Annotated in this window: 18 protein-coding genes; all 18 read left to right on the top strand. The window is 30.3% G+C overall.

The genetic code is table 11. The features are described 5' to 3' along the window. The first annotated feature begins 74 nt into the window (after positions 1–74). The 18 genes from OREMA_RS0112290 to xerA all read left to right on the top strand — a co-directional run bounded on the left by OREMA_RS0112290 (position 75) and on the right by xerA (position 18,425). Positions 75–1,145: an ABC transporter ATP-binding protein gene (locus tag OREMA_RS0112290; protein ID WP_018249564.1), complete on the top strand. Its 1,071-nt coding sequence runs from the start codon at positions 75–77 to the stop codon at positions 1,143–1,145. Further along, positions 1,142–1,825: a TIGR04283 family arsenosugar biosynthesis glycosyltransferase gene (locus OREMA_RS0112285; protein ID WP_018249563.1), complete on the top strand. Its 684-nt coding sequence runs from the start codon at positions 1,142–1,144 to the stop codon at positions 1,823–1,825. Before OREMA_RS0112290 ends, OREMA_RS0112285 begins: the two co-directional genes overlap by 4 nt. A gap of 180 nt (positions 1,826–2,005) precedes the next feature. After that, complete coding sequence (locus OREMA_RS0112280; RefSeq protein ID WP_018249562.1) at positions 2,006–2,734, top strand: TIGR04282 family arsenosugar biosynthesis glycosyltransferase; 729 nt, start codon at positions 2,006–2,008, stop codon at positions 2,732–2,734. Continuing rightward, entirely contained in the window at positions 2,716–3,744 is a 1,029-nt protein-coding gene (locus OREMA_RS0112275) for an aminoglycoside phosphotransferase family protein (RefSeq protein ID WP_018249561.1), read from the top strand. Before OREMA_RS0112280 ends, OREMA_RS0112275 begins: the two co-directional genes overlap by 19 nt. A 215-nt stretch (positions 3,745–3,959) precedes the next feature. Continuing rightward, the gene (locus tag OREMA_RS0112270) at positions 3,960–4,661 is read left to right on the top strand and encodes a Crp/Fnr family transcriptional regulator (protein WP_018249560.1); all 702 of its coding nucleotides are present in this window, start codon (positions 3,960–3,962) and stop codon (positions 4,659–4,661) included. A gap of 201 nt (positions 4,662–4,862) precedes the next feature. Continuing rightward, entirely contained in the window at positions 4,863–6,092 is a 1,230-nt protein-coding gene (locus OREMA_RS0112265; protein ID WP_018249559.1) for an FprA family A-type flavoprotein, read from the top strand. A 28-nt stretch (positions 6,093–6,120) separates the two neighbouring features. Further along, positions 6,121–6,837 (top strand): iron-sulfur cluster repair di-iron protein, encoded by a 717-nt coding sequence (gene ric / locus OREMA_RS0112260; protein WP_018249558.1) that lies wholly within the window; start codon positions 6,121–6,123, stop codon positions 6,835–6,837. Positions 6,838–6,933: 96 nt separating this feature from the next. Then, positions 6,934–7,674, top strand: a complete 741-nt coding sequence (locus OREMA_RS0112255) for an NADPH-dependent oxidoreductase (RefSeq protein WP_018249557.1) — start codon at positions 6,934–6,936, stop codon at positions 7,672–7,674. 376 nt (positions 7,675–8,050) lie between these two features. Further along, a complete protein-coding gene (locus OREMA_RS0112250; RefSeq protein WP_018249556.1) occupies positions 8,051–9,109 on the top strand; it encodes an HD-GYP domain-containing protein in 1,059 nt (352 codons plus the stop codon). 197 nt (positions 9,110–9,306) lie between these two features. Then, positions 9,307–11,073: a M3 family oligoendopeptidase gene (locus OREMA_RS0112245; RefSeq protein ID WP_018249555.1), complete on the top strand. Its 1,767-nt coding sequence runs from the start codon at positions 9,307–9,309 to the stop codon at positions 11,071–11,073. Positions 11,074–11,157: 84 nt separating this feature from the next. After that, positions 11,158–12,108 (top strand): DMT family transporter, encoded by a 951-nt coding sequence (locus OREMA_RS0112240; RefSeq protein WP_018249554.1) that lies wholly within the window; start codon positions 11,158–11,160, stop codon positions 12,106–12,108. Between the two features lie 365 nt (positions 12,109–12,473). Further along, positions 12,474–13,481, top strand: a complete 1,008-nt coding sequence (locus tag OREMA_RS0112235; RefSeq protein ID WP_018249553.1) for an ABC transporter ATP-binding protein — start codon at positions 12,474–12,476, stop codon at positions 13,479–13,481. Continuing rightward, positions 13,481–14,278: an ABC transporter permease gene (locus tag OREMA_RS0112230; protein WP_018249552.1), complete on the top strand. Its 798-nt coding sequence runs from the start codon at positions 13,481–13,483 to the stop codon at positions 14,276–14,278. The genes OREMA_RS0112235 and OREMA_RS0112230 overlap by 1 nt, the downstream gene beginning before the upstream one ends. Before the next feature lie 3 nt (positions 14,279–14,281). After that, entirely contained in the window at positions 14,282–15,070 is a 789-nt protein-coding gene (locus OREMA_RS0112225; RefSeq protein WP_018249551.1) for an ABC transporter permease, read from the top strand. A gap of 22 nt (positions 15,071–15,092) precedes the next feature. Further along, entirely contained in the window at positions 15,093–15,722 is a 630-nt protein-coding gene (locus tag OREMA_RS17750) for a protein kinase family protein (RefSeq protein WP_018249550.1), read from the top strand. A gap of 13 nt (positions 15,723–15,735) precedes the next feature. Beyond that, positions 15,736–16,644 (top strand): carbohydrate kinase family protein, encoded by a 909-nt coding sequence (locus tag OREMA_RS0112215; protein ID WP_018249549.1) that lies wholly within the window; start codon positions 15,736–15,738, stop codon positions 16,642–16,644. A 167-nt stretch (positions 16,645–16,811) separates the two neighbouring features. Continuing rightward, the gene (locus OREMA_RS0112210) at positions 16,812–17,189 is read left to right on the top strand and encodes a DUF3795 domain-containing protein (protein ID WP_244871505.1); all 378 of its coding nucleotides are present in this window, start codon (positions 16,812–16,814) and stop codon (positions 17,187–17,189) included. 192 nt (positions 17,190–17,381) lie between these two features. Continuing rightward, positions 17,382–18,425, top strand: coding sequence for a site-specific tyrosine recombinase/integron integrase (gene xerA, locus OREMA_RS0112205; protein WP_018249547.1), 1,044 nt, complete (start codon positions 17,382–17,384; stop codon positions 18,423–18,425). Positions 18,426–18,628: the final 203 nt, after the last annotated feature.

Below are 18,628 nucleotides of genomic sequence, written 5' to 3'. Positions count from 1 at the left end.
ATTATCAATTATCAATTCTTAATTATCAATTATCAATTATAAATTCTTAATTAGCAAGAGGGGGAGTAATTAACATGGCAGAGATAGAACTACAGAATCTAAGCAAAAGTTTTGAAGATAAATCAGTGATTGATTCATTAAATTTAACTGTTAATGATGGAGAGTTAGTGGCTTTATTAGGACCTTCTGGCTGTGGTAAGACGACTACTTTGAACATTATTGCAGGATTATTAGAGGCAGATAATGGAGATTTATTCTTTGATAATCAGAGTGTACTAGATATGCCTACCAAAGAGCGTGGAGCTGTCTTAGTATTTCAGAATTATCTATTATTCCCCCATATGAGTGTAGGCCAGAATATTGCTTTTGGCTTAAAGATGAGAGGGATTGATAAGAAGACTCGAAAGCAGAGAGTTAGTGAATTGTTAGAATTAGTAGGTTTAACTGCTTATGCTGATTATTCACCCAATGATTTATCAGGGGGGCAGAAGCAACGGGTGGCTTTAGCTAGAGCTTTAGCAATTAACCCGCAGGTATTATTATTAGATGAGCCCTTTTCTAATTTAGATGCTAACTTACGTGAGGATATGCAGAACTTTATTCGGAATTTACACCTAGAAGAAGAGATGACTACTATTTTTGTAACTCATGACCGTGATGAAGCTATGCTGATGGCTGATCAGATTGCTGTAATGAATCAGGGAAAGATCGAACAGTATGGCAAAGCTAAAGAGCTATATACCAAACCTAAAACTAGATTTGTCTCTGATTTCTTTGGAAAAGCCAATTATTTAAAGGTAGAACTAGAAGGTAATAACTTTATCTTTAATGGAGTTTCTACTCTGATTAGTGAAAAGGATAAGCTTGCTCTTAAATTAAGGTCAGGAAAATCAATAGTTGCAATGATTAGACCTGAATTTATTGAACTTGAAAGTATGGAAATAGAGGGAAATAAAGAAACTTTAGAGTTTAGTGGAAGTGTAGTAGAAGAACATTTTGTTGGCGATAAGATTTATTATCAAGTTGATATAGGATCTGATATTTTGGAGGTTACTGAATTACCTAAAAAATCTTTTGAAGTTGGAGAAGAGGTTAAAGTAATCATTGCTCTAGAAAATATTTGGTTTATGGAGGGGGAAGGATGAGCTTAGTATCGGTGGTTATCCCAGTACTTAATGAAGAGAGTACTATTATTGAAACTTTAGAGCATGTTCAGGGCTTATCAGGTAATAAAGAGATTATTGTTGTAGATGGAGGAAGTGAAGATAATACCTATAATCTAGCGCAAAATTTTACTGCTAAAGTCTGTCAGACTACTAAGGGAAGAGGTCACCAAATGAATGTAGGTGCTGAGCTTGCTGAAGGTGATGTGATTCTTTTTTTGCATAGTGATTCAAGGTTAGAAGAAGGTGCTATTTTAGCTATTCAAGATGCTATAAAAGATGAGAAGATAATTGGTGGAAATTTTTCTTTGAAGATAGATGATAATTCTTGGGTTTTAGGTTTTATTTCTTGGACCTCTAACTTACGAGCTAAGTATCTGAAGTTAGCCTTTGGTGACCAAGGAATCTTTGTTAGAAGAGAAATATTTGCAGAGCTAGGTGGTTACCCTGAGATAGAGTTGATGGAGGACTGGGAGTTTTCTAAAAAAATGTCTAAAAGAGGTAAGCTAGATTATTTGCCTAATAAAATATATACTTCAGCTAGAAGGTGGCACAAATTCGGAATTTGGAAGACTATCTTTTTAATGCATAAGATCAAGTTGCTTTATATCTTAGGTGTTAGTCCAGCTAAACTGAATCAGATTTATAGAAATGCAAGGTGATGCAGTGATGAGTAATCATTAATAAGCATAAGAGAGTTTTAAATTAACCCTAAGCCACATGGTTTTAAACTGTGGTAGTTTATAGGTAGTTTCGACTGCTACAGGCTAAACCTCATAGTTAGACTTTTGCTCGTTACCGGCCACTTGTTACTCGTCATTAAAAAATTGGAGGTGTTTATTATGTCAGTTGGAATTGTTCTAATGAGCCGTATACCTATTCCTGGAAAGACTAAAACTAGATTACAAAGCCACTTATCACCTCAAGAATGTGCAGAACTTCATAAGGCTTTTTTAAAGGATATAACTAAGATGTTGACTAAGGTTAGCAAGATGCGCCAAGATGTTAAGTTATATTTAGCTTATACTCCTTCAGGCAAAGAAAGTATTTTGGAGAGTTTGATACCTAAAGAGTTTAATTTTTTTGCTCAAGAGGGGAATGATTTGGGTGAGAAGATGTATAATGCCTTAAATTATGCTTATGAAGATGGTAATGATCGTCAAATTATCATGGGTAGTGATCTACCAGCTTTACAGCCAAATAATATTTTAAAAGCAATAGATAGATTGTTGCAAGATGATATAGTATTAGGACCTTCTTTTGATGGAGGATACTATCTAATGGGAACTAGAGAAGCAAAAAGATTTCTTTTTGATGACTTGGTGTGGGGGAAAGATGAAGTATTGGAAGCTACAATAGAATTGATTCAAAAAGAAAGTAATCTTCAATATAGCTTAGTTGATCAGTGTGCTGATATTGATCTATATCAAGAGTTATTAGAGTTATATCAGAGGCTATTAGTAGAGGGTAATTGGGAGCTGTATCCTAAGGCTACTGCCAAATTTACCAAAGAACTATTTGGATCAGAGAATAAGTTAGGAGGAACTTATTTATGTCCAGTAACACGCTAAGCAAAAAAGAGCTATTAGAGCAGGTGAAGAACTATATAAAGCAAGAAAATTTCAAAAAAGATCTGGGGTTAGCAGGGAATCCTAAAGTCTCTTTTCTAGCTCAGGGGGAGTATAATCTCAATTTTTTATTAGAAGATCAGTTCAAGAAGTATGTTTTACGTTTAAATACCGGAAGTCAAATGCATTTAGATAATCAGATTAAGTATGAGTACCAGGCTTTAGAGAATTTAAAGAGTTCTACAGTTACACCTAATCCTTTATTTTTGGATGATAGTTGTAGAGATTTACCTTTAGGCATGTTAGTAATGGAGTATCTGCCAGGAAGAAGCCTTATTTATGAAGAAGATTTAGTTAAAGCTGCTAAGGTTTTGGCTAAAGTACATAATGTAGAGATTCCTAAAGATCATGATTTGATTATAGAAAAGAAACCTTTATCAGGAATTTGGGAAGAGTGTAAGCAGTTAATCCCTACTTATCTTGACTCTAGTTTGGGCAAAGCTGAAATTAAATTATTTTTAGAGAAAATGTTAAAGGGTTTAGATCAATTACGTCATCAAGAAAGTAGTATCTTAGAGTTGTTAGCTTTATCTATTGTTAATACTGAGGTCAATTCAGGTAATTTTATTATTGATGATAAGCATAATAATTTCTACTTAGTTGATTGGGAGAAACCTCTTCTTTCTACTCCCTTACAGGACTTGAGCCATTTTATGGTTCCAACTACTACTCTATGGAAGACAGATTATCGGATGTCTAAAGAGGATAGAGATTGCTTTATTAGAGCTTATTGTGAAGAACGTGGTTTTGCTGAAGCTAAGAGAGATGAGATTAAAGAAGCGTTAAAGATATTTGATAAGTTTTCAGCAATGAGAGGAATCTCTTGGTCAGCGATGGCTTGGATTGAATATCAAAAACCAGGTCGTTTATTAAAGAATGAGGATACCTTTAAGAAGATAGAGATGTATCTACAGGAAGATTTTTTGAAGGATATATTTCCTGAGTTTATATAACTAGAAAAGCATTTTGCTTTTCTAGTTTTTTTATGTTTATTCAGATTAAATCCTCTTTATATCTGGATTCTTTTAATTTGTATAACCAAGTATTTACCTTATAAAATAGATGTTTAGGTGATTATTTGATATAATGTAAATTGAAATTTCAATTATATTGATCAATTTACTTTAAATTATATAAATTAGAGTTTAGATTATTAAGGAGGGTTAGAATGTCTCGAAGTTGCGAAAGTTGTAAAAACCGCTTATGTGCTAGAAAGGTTCCTATCTTTGCAAATTTATCTAGAGAAGAGCTAATGGAGATAATTGCTATGACTGGACATGAAAAATATGATAAAGGAGATAATATCTTTTTTGAAGGACTAGAAGGAAATACTTTATATATAATTAATCAAGGTCAAATTAAACTCTTCAAATATACAAAAGATGGTAAGGAACAGATACTCCATATATTATCTGATGGTGATTTTTTTGGAGAATTAAATCTGTTAAAGGGTGGAGAGTATCACTTTAATGCAGAAGCGATTACTACTGCTAAGCTCTGTACTCTAACCAAAGATAAGATGAAAAGCATTGTTTTAGAGTACCCAGAGATAGGATTGAAGATAATGGAGGTTTTAGGAGAGCGAATATCTAATTTAGAGACCTTGGCTCAGAATTTAGCAACCAATGAAGTAGAAGTAAGAATAGCAAATTTATTATTAGATTTAGAGGATAAATATGGGCAAGAAACTGCCAAGGGTGTTGAGATGAAGGTTCCTATTACTAGAGAAGATATGTCAAATTACACTGGTGTGGCTCGAGAGACTATCAGTAGAAAGCTAAAGAAATTTGAAGAAGAGGGTATTATTAAATTAGTAGGTAATAAGAAGATAGTTATTATAGATAAAGATAAACTAAAAGAATATAGTTAACAAATTATTTCGAGCAAAGCTTCTAGGAATTAGTCCTAGAAGCTTTTTTTATCAGCTATTAATTATAGTTTGAGCTTATTTCCTTTTGGATATCTTTAAAACATTTAAATTATTTGATCTAAATTGATTGAAGTCACATCTTTATTTAGATAAGTAATCTATAATTAAGTTAACAGTTAAGAGAAGAAGGGGGAATTACTAATGAATAAAGAAATTAAAATTGCTGAAAATTCTTATTGGGTAGGTTATGTTGACGATAGAAAGGTACCATTTCATCGCTTAATTTTAGAAAAAGGAACAACTTATAATAGTTATTTATTAAAGACAGATAAAGCAACGGTGATCGATACTGTAGATATTAGTTTTGGAAGAAAGATTGTAGATAATGTTAAGGAGTATATGGATCCAGCAGAGATAAAATATATTGTAATTAATCATGTAGAACCAGATCATTCTGGAGGATTACCTGCACTAGCTAATAAAGCCAAGGATGCAATAATAGTAACTACAGAATTAGGGGCTAAAGAGTTAAAAGAGATGTATCGTTTGCATGATAGAGAGTTCTTAATCGTTAAAGATGGTGATAAATTAGATATAGGTGGAAAAACTCTAGTCTTCTTTGAAACTCCATATCTTCATACTGAAGAAACAATGATTACCTATTGTATAGAGGATAAGATTTTATATCCTTGTGATATCTTTAGTAGTCATGTAGCAACTTATGATCTGTTTAATGATTTAGCAGATGAAGATATCATAGAAGACTTTGAAACTTATTATAAATTAATTATGCATCCTCATCGCCCATATGTACAAGATATGATTGAGAAGATAAGAGACCTCAAGATAGATATGATTGCTCCTTCTCATGGATATATCTTAAGAGAAGATGTTCAAAAATATATTGATATTTATGAGCAAAGTAGTAAAGCAACTACTGAAGATAAACAGGCACTAATCCTTTATTCATCTATGACTGGAAATACTAGAAAGCTTGCTAAAGAGTTAAAACTAGGACTAGAAGAGAGAGAAATTGAAAGTAAGGTAATCAATGTCAAAGATAATAGCAATCTTGAAGATATTAAAGAAGAAATAAAAGCAGCCGATGCAATCTTCTTTGGAAGTTCAACTCGATATGCGGATTTGGTAGGTGGGTTAGAAGAAGTACTAAAGGAATTAAAAGAAATGGACTTAAACACTAAATTTGGAGTTGCCTTTGGTTCTTATGGTTGGAGTGGAGAAGCAATAGAAGTAATTAATGATTACTTGAATGATACAAATATAAAGGTAGTTGATAGTTCTTATGTGATTAAGAATACTGGAATGGATAATCTAAGATTTCCAATTAGAGTTAAGTTTTCTCCAGGAGAATATGAAAAGAAAGAATTGAAAGATTCAGCTCATTTAGTTGCAGATCTATTAATTGCCTAAATATATAATTAGAGGAGGAAGATAAGATATGGAAAAATTATTTACTAGTGAGATGAGAATTGGGGAGATTGTTGCCGAATTTCCAAAGTCCACTGATATACTTATGGAATATAATATAGATTTTTGTTGTGGTGGAGATAGGCCATTAGCTTTAGCAATAAAAGATCAGAATTTAGATGAGAAAAAGCTACTAAGTAAATTAAATAATGCTTATAAAGAATTTAAGCTTAGAGATAAAGAAGAGATTGATTGGAGAACAGAGTCTATGACTAAACTTATAGATTATGTTGTTAACACTCACCATCAATTTATGAGAGATGAGTTGCCTAGGTTAAATGAGCTATTAAATCGGATTTTATCTGCTCATTATACTAAGCATGGTGAATTATTAGCTAAGATTCACAAATTATTTTACCAATTACGGGGAGAAATTGAAGAACATTTAATCAAAGAAGAGAAGCTTTTATTCCCTGTAATAAAAGAATATGAGAAGAACCGGTCACAGGACAATTTAAGGGAAGTTTTTGAGGTGATGTATGAAACAGAAGAAGAGCATGATCAGGCTGGAGATATATTAAAAGAGATTAGAAGACTAACTAATAATTATAAGCTGCCATCTTCAGCTTGTAAGACCTTTGAATTAACTTATAAAAAATTTGAAGCAGTAGAGGGAGATTTGTTCCAACACATTCATCTTGAGAATAATATCTTATTTGAGAGATTAAAGAAGGAGAATAAGAATTAATTGCAGATTATAAACTTAATTTCTATTCACAGGTATCTAAGAATTTAAATTCTTAGATACCTGTTTAGAATATTAATATTTAGAAAGGAGATCAAAATGAATCAAGTAATTGAAGTGATGAAAAGTCATAGAAGTATTAGAAGCTATATTGATAAAGAAATTTCTGAAGAGATTATTAAAGAGTTAATAGCTGTTGCTCAGTCAGCTCCTACCTCAATTAATGGCCAACAGGTAAGTGTAATTGTGATCAAAGATAAAGATAGAAGATCAGAGATTGCTAAGTTAGCAGGAAGACAACCTTGGATTGCACAAGCCCCAGTCTTCTTCTTATTTGTGGCTGATTTTTATAAAGCTAAAATTGCAGCAGATAAGTTAGGTCAAGATTTAGTAATTACTGATAGTGTAGAAGCAACCACTGTAGCTGCAGTTGATGTTGGATTAGCAATGCAAAATGTTATTACTGCAGCAGAGTCATTAGATTTGGGAATTGTACCTATTGGTGGAATTAGAAATGATCCGGCAGAATTGATTAAACTTCTTAAACTTCCTAAATATACATATCCCTTTGCAGGTCTAGTAATTGGCTATCCAGCAGATACTTCTAATCTCAAACCTAGAATGGATCAACAAGCCTTTAGACATGATGAAGAATATAATAAAGATAAGCTAGCTCAATTAATAGATCAATATGATCAAGAAATGTCATTATATTTGAAAGAGATCGGTAGAGAGCAAGAGGTTAATTGGAGTGTGAACACTATGAAACTTTATCAGAAGGTATACTGCCCAAAGGTTTATCCAACTATGTTGGCCCAGGGATTTAAGAATGAACGGTAATAAATATTAAATAATAGTATTTAAGTTTATTGATCATATCTATGCATAGATATGATCTTTTTATATTTGGGGCAATTTTTCATTAAAGCTTCAAATTTAATTAGGCTAATCTTTGCTTAGATACTATAGTTTATGTAAGAATAATAATTGGTTTCAAAATATTAACTAAATAAATAAACAATAAATAAATTTAATAGAAAAAGAAGGAAAAATTCAAGCTATGAATAATTAAATATATAGAAAGTATAGATAATTATAACATTAATCGATGTATTTTCTATTAATCAGAAGTGGAGATAAGAAATATTCTAATAAATCTCTAACAGAGAATCCTCATTCAAAATAGAAGATATAGATATAAAGGGGGAGTTCTTATATGTATTTAGCTAAGGTTTCAGAATTAAGTAAAGGTGATATATTAGCCAAGAAGATATATAACTCTGATGGTAAATTATTATTGGGTGCTGGAAGAAAATTAAATGAGAAATATATTAATAAGTTAAAGTCATTACAGATCAATCATGTTTATATTGAAGATGATAGAGTAAATTTAGCAGAAGAAGATATAGAAATTATCCCTGAAAAAATAAAACAAGAAGCAGTAATGATAGCTAAAGAATGTATAAAAAAGATAAATTGTGGCGAAAATAAATTAGATGAAAAAGATCAGAAACAATTATTTAAATTAATTGAAAGGATTGTTGAGACAGCAACTGCTAATACTACATTGTTAAATTGTATTAAGGACATAAGGTTATTAGAGGATGAATTATTTTTTCATTTAACTAATGTTACTGTACTGTCTTTAATTATTGGAAAAAAGTTAGATTATAATCGAAAAAGACTATTAGAATTGGGTTTAGGAGCTTTTTTACATGATATCGGCAAATCAATGGTTCCACCTGAAATATTAGATAAACCAGGTAAATTAACATCTGAGGAGTTTGAAGAGGCCAAAAAGCATACTACATATGGTTATCAAATTTTAAGCAAGTTAGAAGATGTTCCAGAAATATCGGCTAGAATAGCTTACTTGCATCATGAAAGATGTGATGGTTCTGGCTACCCAAAGGGAATAAGTAAACGCTTCATAGATGAATATGCTCGAATTGTAGCAATTTCTGATGTCTTTGATGCTATGGTCAATGATCGAGTTTATCGTAGTTCTATTAAGGTTTCAGAAGTAATAGAGTACCTTTATACTACCTTTACAGAAAATAAAATGGATAGAGAATTGTTAGATGAATTTTTAAAGATGATTGTACCTTATCCTGTTGGGACTAAGGTTAAGCTTAGTATTGGATGTGAAGCTGTAGTAATTAAAGTTAATGAAGATATGAAGTCAAGACCAATAGTTAGAGCGTTAAATTTTAATGGTTTAGAGATAGATCTTTCTAAAGATTTAAATATAGAGATTATAGGAGAGATAAGTTAATGAAGATTAACTATTAACAATTATAAATTACAGATTATAGTTTGAAAAATTTTAAGACTAGCTTTTAGGCTAGTCTTTATTTTTAGGTAATTTAGTTATTTTTAACTTAGTCAATTATGACTATAATAAAGAATGGCTATAATAAATAAGATATGATAAGATAAACTAAATAATAAATTATTTACAGAGGTGAGAAGATGAATTTAAAATGGAGTTTAAAAGAATTATATCCTAGTTTTGATTCTAAGAAATTCAGAAGGGACTTTAGAAGACTAAAGGATAATATAGATAGATTAATTCTATGGGCTAAGGATAACTTAAAGGATAAAGATAATGCTATTATTAAAGCAGAAGAATTTATCAGAAGTTTAAGTGATATTTATAGTTTATTAGATTTATTAAGTAACTTTGCTGAACTGACTTTGAGTGTAGAGGCTAAAAATAATCAGGCAGTGGAGATTATAGAGAGTTTAGAGAAATATGAAACAGAGTTAACAATCCCTTATGTGCAATTTCAAAAATGGATTGCTTCTTTGGAAGATTTAGAAACTATCATATCTTCATCAGAACTCTTAAACGAACATAGATATTTTATCACTAGTTTAGTAGAAAAGAGCAAGTATCTACTAAGCAAAGATGAAGAATTATTAATTTCTAAACTGGAGAATACAGGATCTAAAGCTTGGGAAAAGCTTTATAATCTTTTAACTTCTACTTTAATGGTTGAGATTAATCTAGAAGGTGAAGATAAAGAACTTCCATTATCTATAGTACGTAATCTTGCTTATGATAGTGATGCCAAAATTAGAAAAAGAGCCTACCAAGCAGAGCTAAGTGCTTATGAAAAGATTGATGATTCTATCGCAGCTACTTTAAATGGAATTAAAGGAGAAGTACTTACAGTATCTGAAATGAGAGGTTATAAAGCTCCCTTGGATCAGACTTTAATTAATTCTCAAATGAGTCAAGAAACTTTAGATGCTATGCTTAAGGCTATAAGAAAATCTCTACCTATTTTTCACTGTTATTATAGAAAGAAAGGAGAGTTATTAGGCCATAAGAGGGGGCTACCTTTTTATGATCTATTTGCTCCAATTGCTGATTTGGATATGACTTTTACTTATGAAGAAGCTCAGAATTTTATCATTAATAACTTTAGAAACTTCAGTGGTGAATTAGCTGATTATGCTCAGAATGCTTTTGAAAATAGATGGATTGATGCTAAACCTAGATCTGGAAAACGTGGTGGGGCTTTTTGTAGTAATATTCATCCAATTAGAGAAAGTAGAATTCTAGCCAATTTTACGGGCAGTTTAAGTGATGTTCTAACATTAGCCCATGAATTAGGTCATGGTTACCATGGTCATTGTCTAAAAGATGAAAGTATAATTAATAGTGATTATCCAATGCCTTTAGCAGAGACAGCATCAATCTTTTGTGAGACTATAGTTAAAGATGCAGCCTTAAAGACTGCTAAGGATCAAGAAGCATTAGCTATATTAGAAACTTCTATTTCTGATGCTGGTCAAGTAATAGTAGATATCTATAGTAGGTTTTTATTTGAAAGTGAAGTATTTAGAGCAAGAAAGGATTCATCCTTGTCAGTTGATAAATTAAAAGAGTTGATGCTAAAAGCTCAAAGAAAAGCTTATGGAAGAGGATTAGATGCTAACTATTTACACCCTTATATGTGGTTATGTAAGCCACATTATTATTCTGCAGAATTGAATTTTTATAATTTTCCTTATGCTTTTGGTTTATTATTTGCTAAAGGAATTTATAATAAGTACCTAAAGTCAGGTCAAGAATTTGTAGCAGAATATAATAAATTTCTGACTGCCACTGCCAAAAATGATATAACCACAGTAGCTGATTTAATTGAGATAGATGTTAATTCAGTTTCATTTTGGAGAAGTTCTTTAGAATTTGTAGAAAGAGATATTGAAAAGTTCTTGAAGTTATAAGTTATATCAGTTTAATAACTATTTGGAAAAAGATAACTGAATTTTTTATCATCAAAATAATCTAAACAAAGGATGAAATATTAAATGAGAGAAAAAGAGATATTTACTAACAAGTATTTAGTAGCAGTATTAGCAATTTTAGCTTGTGTACTATGGGGGACAGCTTTTCCTTCTTTGAAGATAAGTTATCAAAAGTTGAGAATTGCTAAGAATGATTATTTTTTAAAGATGTTATTTGCTTCTTATCGTTTTTTTATTGCTTCTTTAATATTATTAAGTTATCAATTTTGTAGAAAGGGAAGTAGTAGTTTAAAGTTGAAATTATCTGATCTAAAATTGCTAATATTTTTGGGGTTATTTCAAACCACCTTGCAGTATTTCTTCTTTTACAATGGATTAGCTAATACAACTGGAACGAAAGCTTCTATATTAGGGACAACGGGAACCTTTCTAACAGTAATTATAGCTCACTTTATTTATAAAGATGATAAGCTAAATTTACAGAAAAGTTGTGGATTAATTATAGGCTTAGTGGGTGTTATAATTGTTAATCTAGAGAGAGGTAGTTTTGATTTTTCTTTTTCTCTCTTAGGAGAAGGTTTTATAATTTCTTCGGCAATTGTATCTACTATAGCTAGTGTAATTGCTAAGAATGCCACAACTAAGATTAGTCCAATGTTAGTAACAGCTTACCAGATGTTAATGGGATCCATAATCTTATTTTTGATTTCAATTTTTAAGGTAAGCCCTACAAGTTTAAATTTTGTAGGTTTTACTCCATTATTATTAGTCTATTTATCCTTGGTTTCAGCTATTGGATTTGCTTTATGGTATACCTTAATTAAGTATAACCCCTTAGGCTATATAACTATGTATAAGTTTGTAGTTCCAGTAAGTGGAGTATTATTTTCTAGTTTACTATTAGCAGGTGAGGCAGTTAGTATAAATATATTTCTTGCATTACTTTTAGTATCTTTAGGAATAATAATAATTAATTATCAGAAAACTTCAATAAGAAAAGTTGGTAGGCCTTAACTTATAGGCCTACTTTTAATTTTTTGAATAAATAACTAGTAAACAGATAAGAGTTACTATTTTTATCTGTTAATTGCTTTCATAATTCATTTAATTATTCTGTATATATTAATAAGAAACTTTAATTGTAAAATATAATTGTATATATACTAAAATAGAGACAATGAAATAAATTGTTTTAATTGACTAATAATAAAAAATATTGGCATTTTTTGAAATTTAATTGTATAATATAAGTATAAGAATAATAAGTGTATAAGAGGAAAATTCAAGGGCAATGTTTATTTAAAAGAACCCCGCTTAATTGTAGCTACAATTAAGCGGGGTTCTTTTAAATATATGATTCTTTAGATAGGGAGGTATATATGGAAACAATAATAAAAGTAAGTGATTTAGTTAAAACATATAAGGTACAAAGAGGGAAAAAAGGTCTCAAAGGAGCAATAAAAAATCTATTTAGCAGAGAGTATGAAGAGGTTAAAGCGGTTGATGCTATAAATTTAGAGATCAATAAAGGGGAAATGGTAGGTTATATTGGCCCTAATGGTGCTGGTAAATCTACTACTATTAAGATGCTAACTGGTGTATTACAACCTACTTCAGGTAGTGTTAGGGTGAATGGGTTGGATCCTTTTAGGGATAGAATTGAGAATGCCTTTAATATAGGAGTTGTTTTTGGTCAGAGAAATCAGCTTTTATGGGATATTTCTGTACAGGAGAGTTTTGATCTTTTTAAAGATATCTATGAGATTCCAGAAGATCTTTATCAAAGAAATCTAGAGATTTTTGATGAGATGATTGGTTTAGATGATATTATGGATATTCAGGTACGTAAATTATCTTTGGGAATGAAGATGAAAGCAAATATAGTAGCATCTTTATTACATGACCCAGAGGTAGTATTTTTAGATGAACCTACCATTGGCTTAGATGTGATGGTTAAACATTCTATCCGAAGATTTTTAAAACAGGTTAATCAAGAGAAGAATACAACCGTTATCCTAACTACTCATGATATGGATGATATTGAAGAGTTATGTGATCGAATTATTATTATTGATCAAGGTAATATATTATATGATGGTAATTTAATAGGGTTAAAAGATGAATTTATCACTAACTCACGTTTGGAAGTCGAACTAAAAGAAGCTGTTCCGATAGTAGAGTTATTTAATGAAGATGAGTTTAAAATTAATAAGAGAAAAGAAGGTTTAGCCTGGGAAATTATTTTTCCTAATAGGTATAAGCCAGCTGCTATTATCACTAAGATTATGGAAAAAGCTGAAGTTGTTGATGTAAGTATTGAAGAGATGTCCTTAGAACAGATGATCAAGCAATTATATGAAGATAAAAGTTTAGGAAGTGATAATTAATGAAAGGAAAAAAGTACCTATCTTCTTTTACTAATGCAATTAAAACAGGTATGGTTTATAAATTTGAGCTTTATATGTGGGGTATTAATGCTTTAATTGCAATCTTTATGTACTATTATTTGTGGAGATCTATCTTTGAGAATCAAAGTGAAATTCATGGCTTTACTTTAGAAAGTATGGTTACATATATAATAGTAGCAACTTTAATTAATAATTTACTGCCTAGATGGCATTGGGGTGAGATTGCCAATTTAATTAGAAGTGGTGATATAGTAATGGAGTTGGTAAAGCCCTATAATTTAATTCTTAAATTTTATTTTTGGCAGATGGGAACAGGGACTTTATTTTTTGCTATGACATTAGTTCCTTTTATTATGATCGGGATTTATTTCTTTCATTTACAGCCTCCAGCTAGTTTGCTTCATTTATTAATCACCGTTATATCTGTATTATTAGCCAGTTTTATCTCTTATTTTTTGTGGTTATTTGTTGGTTTAACTTCTTTTTATACAACTAATGTATGGGGAGTTTATACTACTATGATGGGAATTAATTTATTCTTAACAGGAACTTTGATTCCATTAGAATTTATGCCAGATTGGCTAGAGAAGATAATCTATATTCTGCCTTGGCAAAATACTGTTTATACTCCAGTGTCTATTTATTTGGGGAAAATTTCAGGGTTAGCTCTGATTAAAGTTTTAGTAATTCAAATTATTTGGTCAATATTATTATATTTAATTCTAAACTTTTACTATAAGCTAGGATTAAAAAGGCTTGTAGTACAAGGGGGGTAATGAATGAAACGATATTTAAAGGTTTACTTAAAGATGTTAGGAGCCCATATTAAGAGCTTAATGCAATATAAATTTGATTTTCTAATCGGAGTAATCTCTACTATATCTTTACAGGCAGCTAATCTAGCCATGATTTGGGTTATATTTAAAAATGTTACTCAGATTAAGGGTTATAGCTATGAGCATATATTATTAATCTATGGTACAGCTCTGTTGGCAAAATCAATTAATCATATCTTTTTTGATAACTTATGGCTTTTACCTCAAAGGTATGTACAACATGGAGAGATGGATAGGTTATTGACTAAACCACTAAACCCACTATTTTATTTAATTGCAGAGCGATGGCAAGAAGACGGGATAGGAAATTTGTTGGTAGGGTTATTTATTGTTAAAGATGCAGTGGCTAAATTAAATTTTGAATTTACCGTCTTTACTTTAGTAATCTATGTTATCTTTATTCTAATGGGAGGATTGCTTTATGCTTCAATTAATTTAATTACTTCTTCTTTTAGTTTTAGGTTTGTGAAGGTATTTCCATTAATAGAGTTGGTTCATGATTTAAATGAGTTTACTAGATATCCAATCTACATTTTCGATAAGTTTTTTAGGATATTATTGACTTGGATTATACCTTTTGCTTTTGCTTCTTTTTATCCAGTAGAAGCATTACTTAATGGGTTTAAATCTGGGTATTCATTTATTATTATACCTTTTGCTCTTTTGTTTTCCCTTTTAGCTTATCGAATTTGGCTGTGGAATTTAGGGGCTTATAGTTCTACAGGATCTTAATAAAAAATAGGAGGGAATTAAAGTGATAGGAGAAGTTGTTAGAGTTAGGGAAAAAGAATTTGTTGTTAAGAAGTTTTTAGGCAAAGGTAAATCAGGATATTCGTATTTAATTGAAAATGGTGATGAAAACTATGTTCTAAAGAAGATGCATGATGAACCCTGTCCATATTATGATTTTCAAGATAGTAAAGTAAAGTGTGAAATCAGTGATTATAAAAGGTTAAAAAATCTGATTAAGATGCCTCAATTAATAGAGTATAATTTAGAAGAAGAATATCTAATTAAAGAATACATTGATGGACCAATTGTAGCAGAGTTGATTGCTAAGAAGCAATTAAGTGAAGCTATGGTAGAAAGGATCTTTAAAATCTTCAAAATAATGAAAGAGGCTAAGATGAATATCGATTACTTTCCTACTAATTTTGTAGTTTCTAATAAGGAATTGATTTATGTAGATTATGAATTTAATGATTATGATCCACAATGGGATTTGATTAATTGGGGGATTTATTATTGGGCAAATATTAAAGGGATGAAGGAATATTTAGAAACAGGAAAGATTAGTAAAGCTGATCAAGCTGTTGATTCTGGACTTCCAGATAAAGAAACCTTTGAAGAACAGGTGCAAAAGTGGATAAACAAGTATAATTAATGGAGGAGTTAATATGAGTAAAATTCTGGTTTCAGGGCTAATAAATATTGAAACAACATTAAAGATAAAAGAATTTCCTTTGGAGTACAATCCAGTTAACTATCCTTTTTTTGGAGTTAATAGTACTGTTTCTGGAGTAGGGTATAACCTTGCTAAAGCTTTGACTGCCCTTGGCGATGAGGTCAACCTTCTTTCAATGATAGGCCAGGATTTATCAGCTAAAGCTATCATAAGTACTTTAGAGGAAGAGGGGATAGCTGGAGATTATGTACTTGATAGTCTTAAATCTACTCCTCAATCAATAATTATCTATGATGATCAAGGGAAAAGACAGATTCATGTTGATTTAAAGAATATTCAGGAAAGTAATTATCCTGAACAGATCTTTGAAAAGTTGGTTAAAGAATCTTCTATTCTTGCTTTGTGTAATATTAATTTTTCGAGGCCCTTTCTTAAAAAAGCAGTTAAATTAGATAAGATAGTTGCTACTGATGTCCATACTATTTCTGATCTTAATGATGATTATAATAAGGAGTTTATGGAGGCGGCTGATATTCTCTTTATGAGTGATGAGCTATTGCCAACTTCTCCTGAAGGTTGGGTTAATCAGATTTTCAATAAATTCAAAGCTGAGATAGTAGTAATTGGCTTGGGATCTCAGGGAGCTCTATTAGCTATTAGAAAAGATAATTTTGTAGAGAGAATACCTGCTGTTAAAACTAGAGAAATAGTCAATACTATTGGGGCTGGAGATGCTTTGTTTTCTGCCTTTATTCATTTTTATAATCAAAGTAGAGATCCTTATGAGTCATTAAAGAAAGCTATAGTTTTTGCTTCTTATAAGATTGGAGCTACTTCAGCAGCTGAAGGATTTCTAGCTGAAACTGAGTTGACTCAACTTTATAATAAAACTAAAGGATAATTATAAATTAGCCACTATGAAGGGATCACTTCATGGTGGCTAAAGTTGTTTAGATATATTAAAATTAGTACTTTAATTTAGTCATAAAAGCTTCTCTAATAATTATATTATTTAATAAAGGAGTTAGGAATTAATAGTAAAGTAGGAGGATTAATTTTGTGAAAAAAATGATAAGTTATTGTGGTTATAGATGTGATCTCTGTTCAGCGTATAGAAAGAATATCAACAGTAAAGCTGATCAAAGAGATGCTAGTAAAGGCTTGTCTAAATATTATGGGCTTAATATCCCCACAGAAGAGATATATTGTTATGGTTGTTTAAATCAAAATAAGGATTTACGGATAATAGATAAAAGTTGCTCAATAAGCTTATGTGTCTTGGAACAAGGCTTAGATAATTGTTTAGTTTGTGATGATGTTTGTAAAAGGTTAGAAGAAAGATTTATTAATTATCAGAAAGTAAAAGATAGCTTATCAGATACTTCTAAAGATGATTATCAAAAATTTATTAAACCTTATGAGATGAAGAAAAGGTATTCTAAATAAAATTAATTAATCTAATGTATATCAAGACAATTTACAAATAATATCATTTTATAGATTCTTATATCTTTGAATTTATGCATAAAATGTAGTATTATAGTGGTATTAATGGTTTTTGTTGTATACAAAGGATATGAATTGGTTATAAGTTTAGTAAGCGGTTAATTATATATTTGCTAGGAGAGGAGTTAATTCATGTCTATTTGTATTCTAAGAGAAGGGGCAGAAATTATAGTTGATTTTTCTTATACTAAAGAAAGAGTAAATAAGATAAAGAGAATTAGAGGCAGAAGGTGGGATCATGAAAACAAGGTCTGGAGATTACCTTATCATGTGGACAAGTTATTAGAAATCCAAGAGCTATTTAAGGATGAAAAGTTAGATATACAATTTGAGTATTATAAAGAAAACGATATTATCTTAATTAAAGTAGAAGAAGAGTTAAAAATCCAGGGTTATAGTTCAAATACAGTCAAGGTTTATCTATCTCACATTAAAAAATTTGCAGACTATACAAGCCAAAATCTAAGTGAAATTACTGAGAAAGAAATTAAGAAGTATATCTTGTTTTTATTAGATAAGCAAAATTTTTCTCATTCCTTTGTTAATCAAGCTATTAGTGCATTAAAGTTTTTTATTTCTGAAATTTTAAAAATGGGTGATATTAGTTTTAATATTACCAGGCCTAATAATGAAAAAACATTACCTAAGGTTTTGAGTGAAGAAGAAGTATTTAAAATATTAAATTCTTTAGATAATCAAAAGCATAAGACTATTCTTTATTTAACTTATTCTGCTGGATTAAGAGTAAGTGAGGTAGTAAAGTTAAAATGTGAAGATATTGATAGTGACCGAATGCTAATTAGGGTCAACCAGGGGAAGGGAAGAAAAGATCGCTATACTATTCTTTCAAAAGTTGCTTTAGAGCAATTAAGAAAATACTATAAGTTATCTAAACCTAAGGAATGGTTATTTCCCAGCAGGTGTTCTAATTCACATCTAAGTAAAAGAACAGTACAAAGAATCTTTAAATCTGCTTGCTATAAAGCTAAAATACAAAAGAAAGTAGGAATTCATAGTTTGAGGCATTCTTTTGCCACTCATTTATTAGAACGAGGAGTGGATTTGCGTTATATACAAGAGTTACTTGGTCATCAAAGTACAAAAACAACAGAAATTTATACCCATGTAAGTAATAAAAACATTGGGAAGATTGAAAGTCCATTGGATAAGTTTTGATATTTTGAAGTTATTGATTTAATTAAGATATATAGGATTTTAACGACATCAAGTTCGTTAAAATCCTATATACAGTGATATAAATGACATTGGTGTCGTTTAAATTAAGTTATATGAAATGCTCCGCATAGAAAAGTTAAAACCCGGGAAAGATATGTTGAATCATCACAAACAACAAACCTCCCGGGAGTGATAAAAGATGT

The organism is Orenia marismortui DSM 5156, assembly GCF_000379025.1.
Lineage (GTDB): Bacteria > Bacillota > Halanaerobiia > Halobacteroidales > Halobacteroidaceae > Orenia > Orenia marismortui.
Note: the sequence above shows the minus strand (reverse complement) of the source record. Positions and strands in the feature narration are given on the sequence as shown.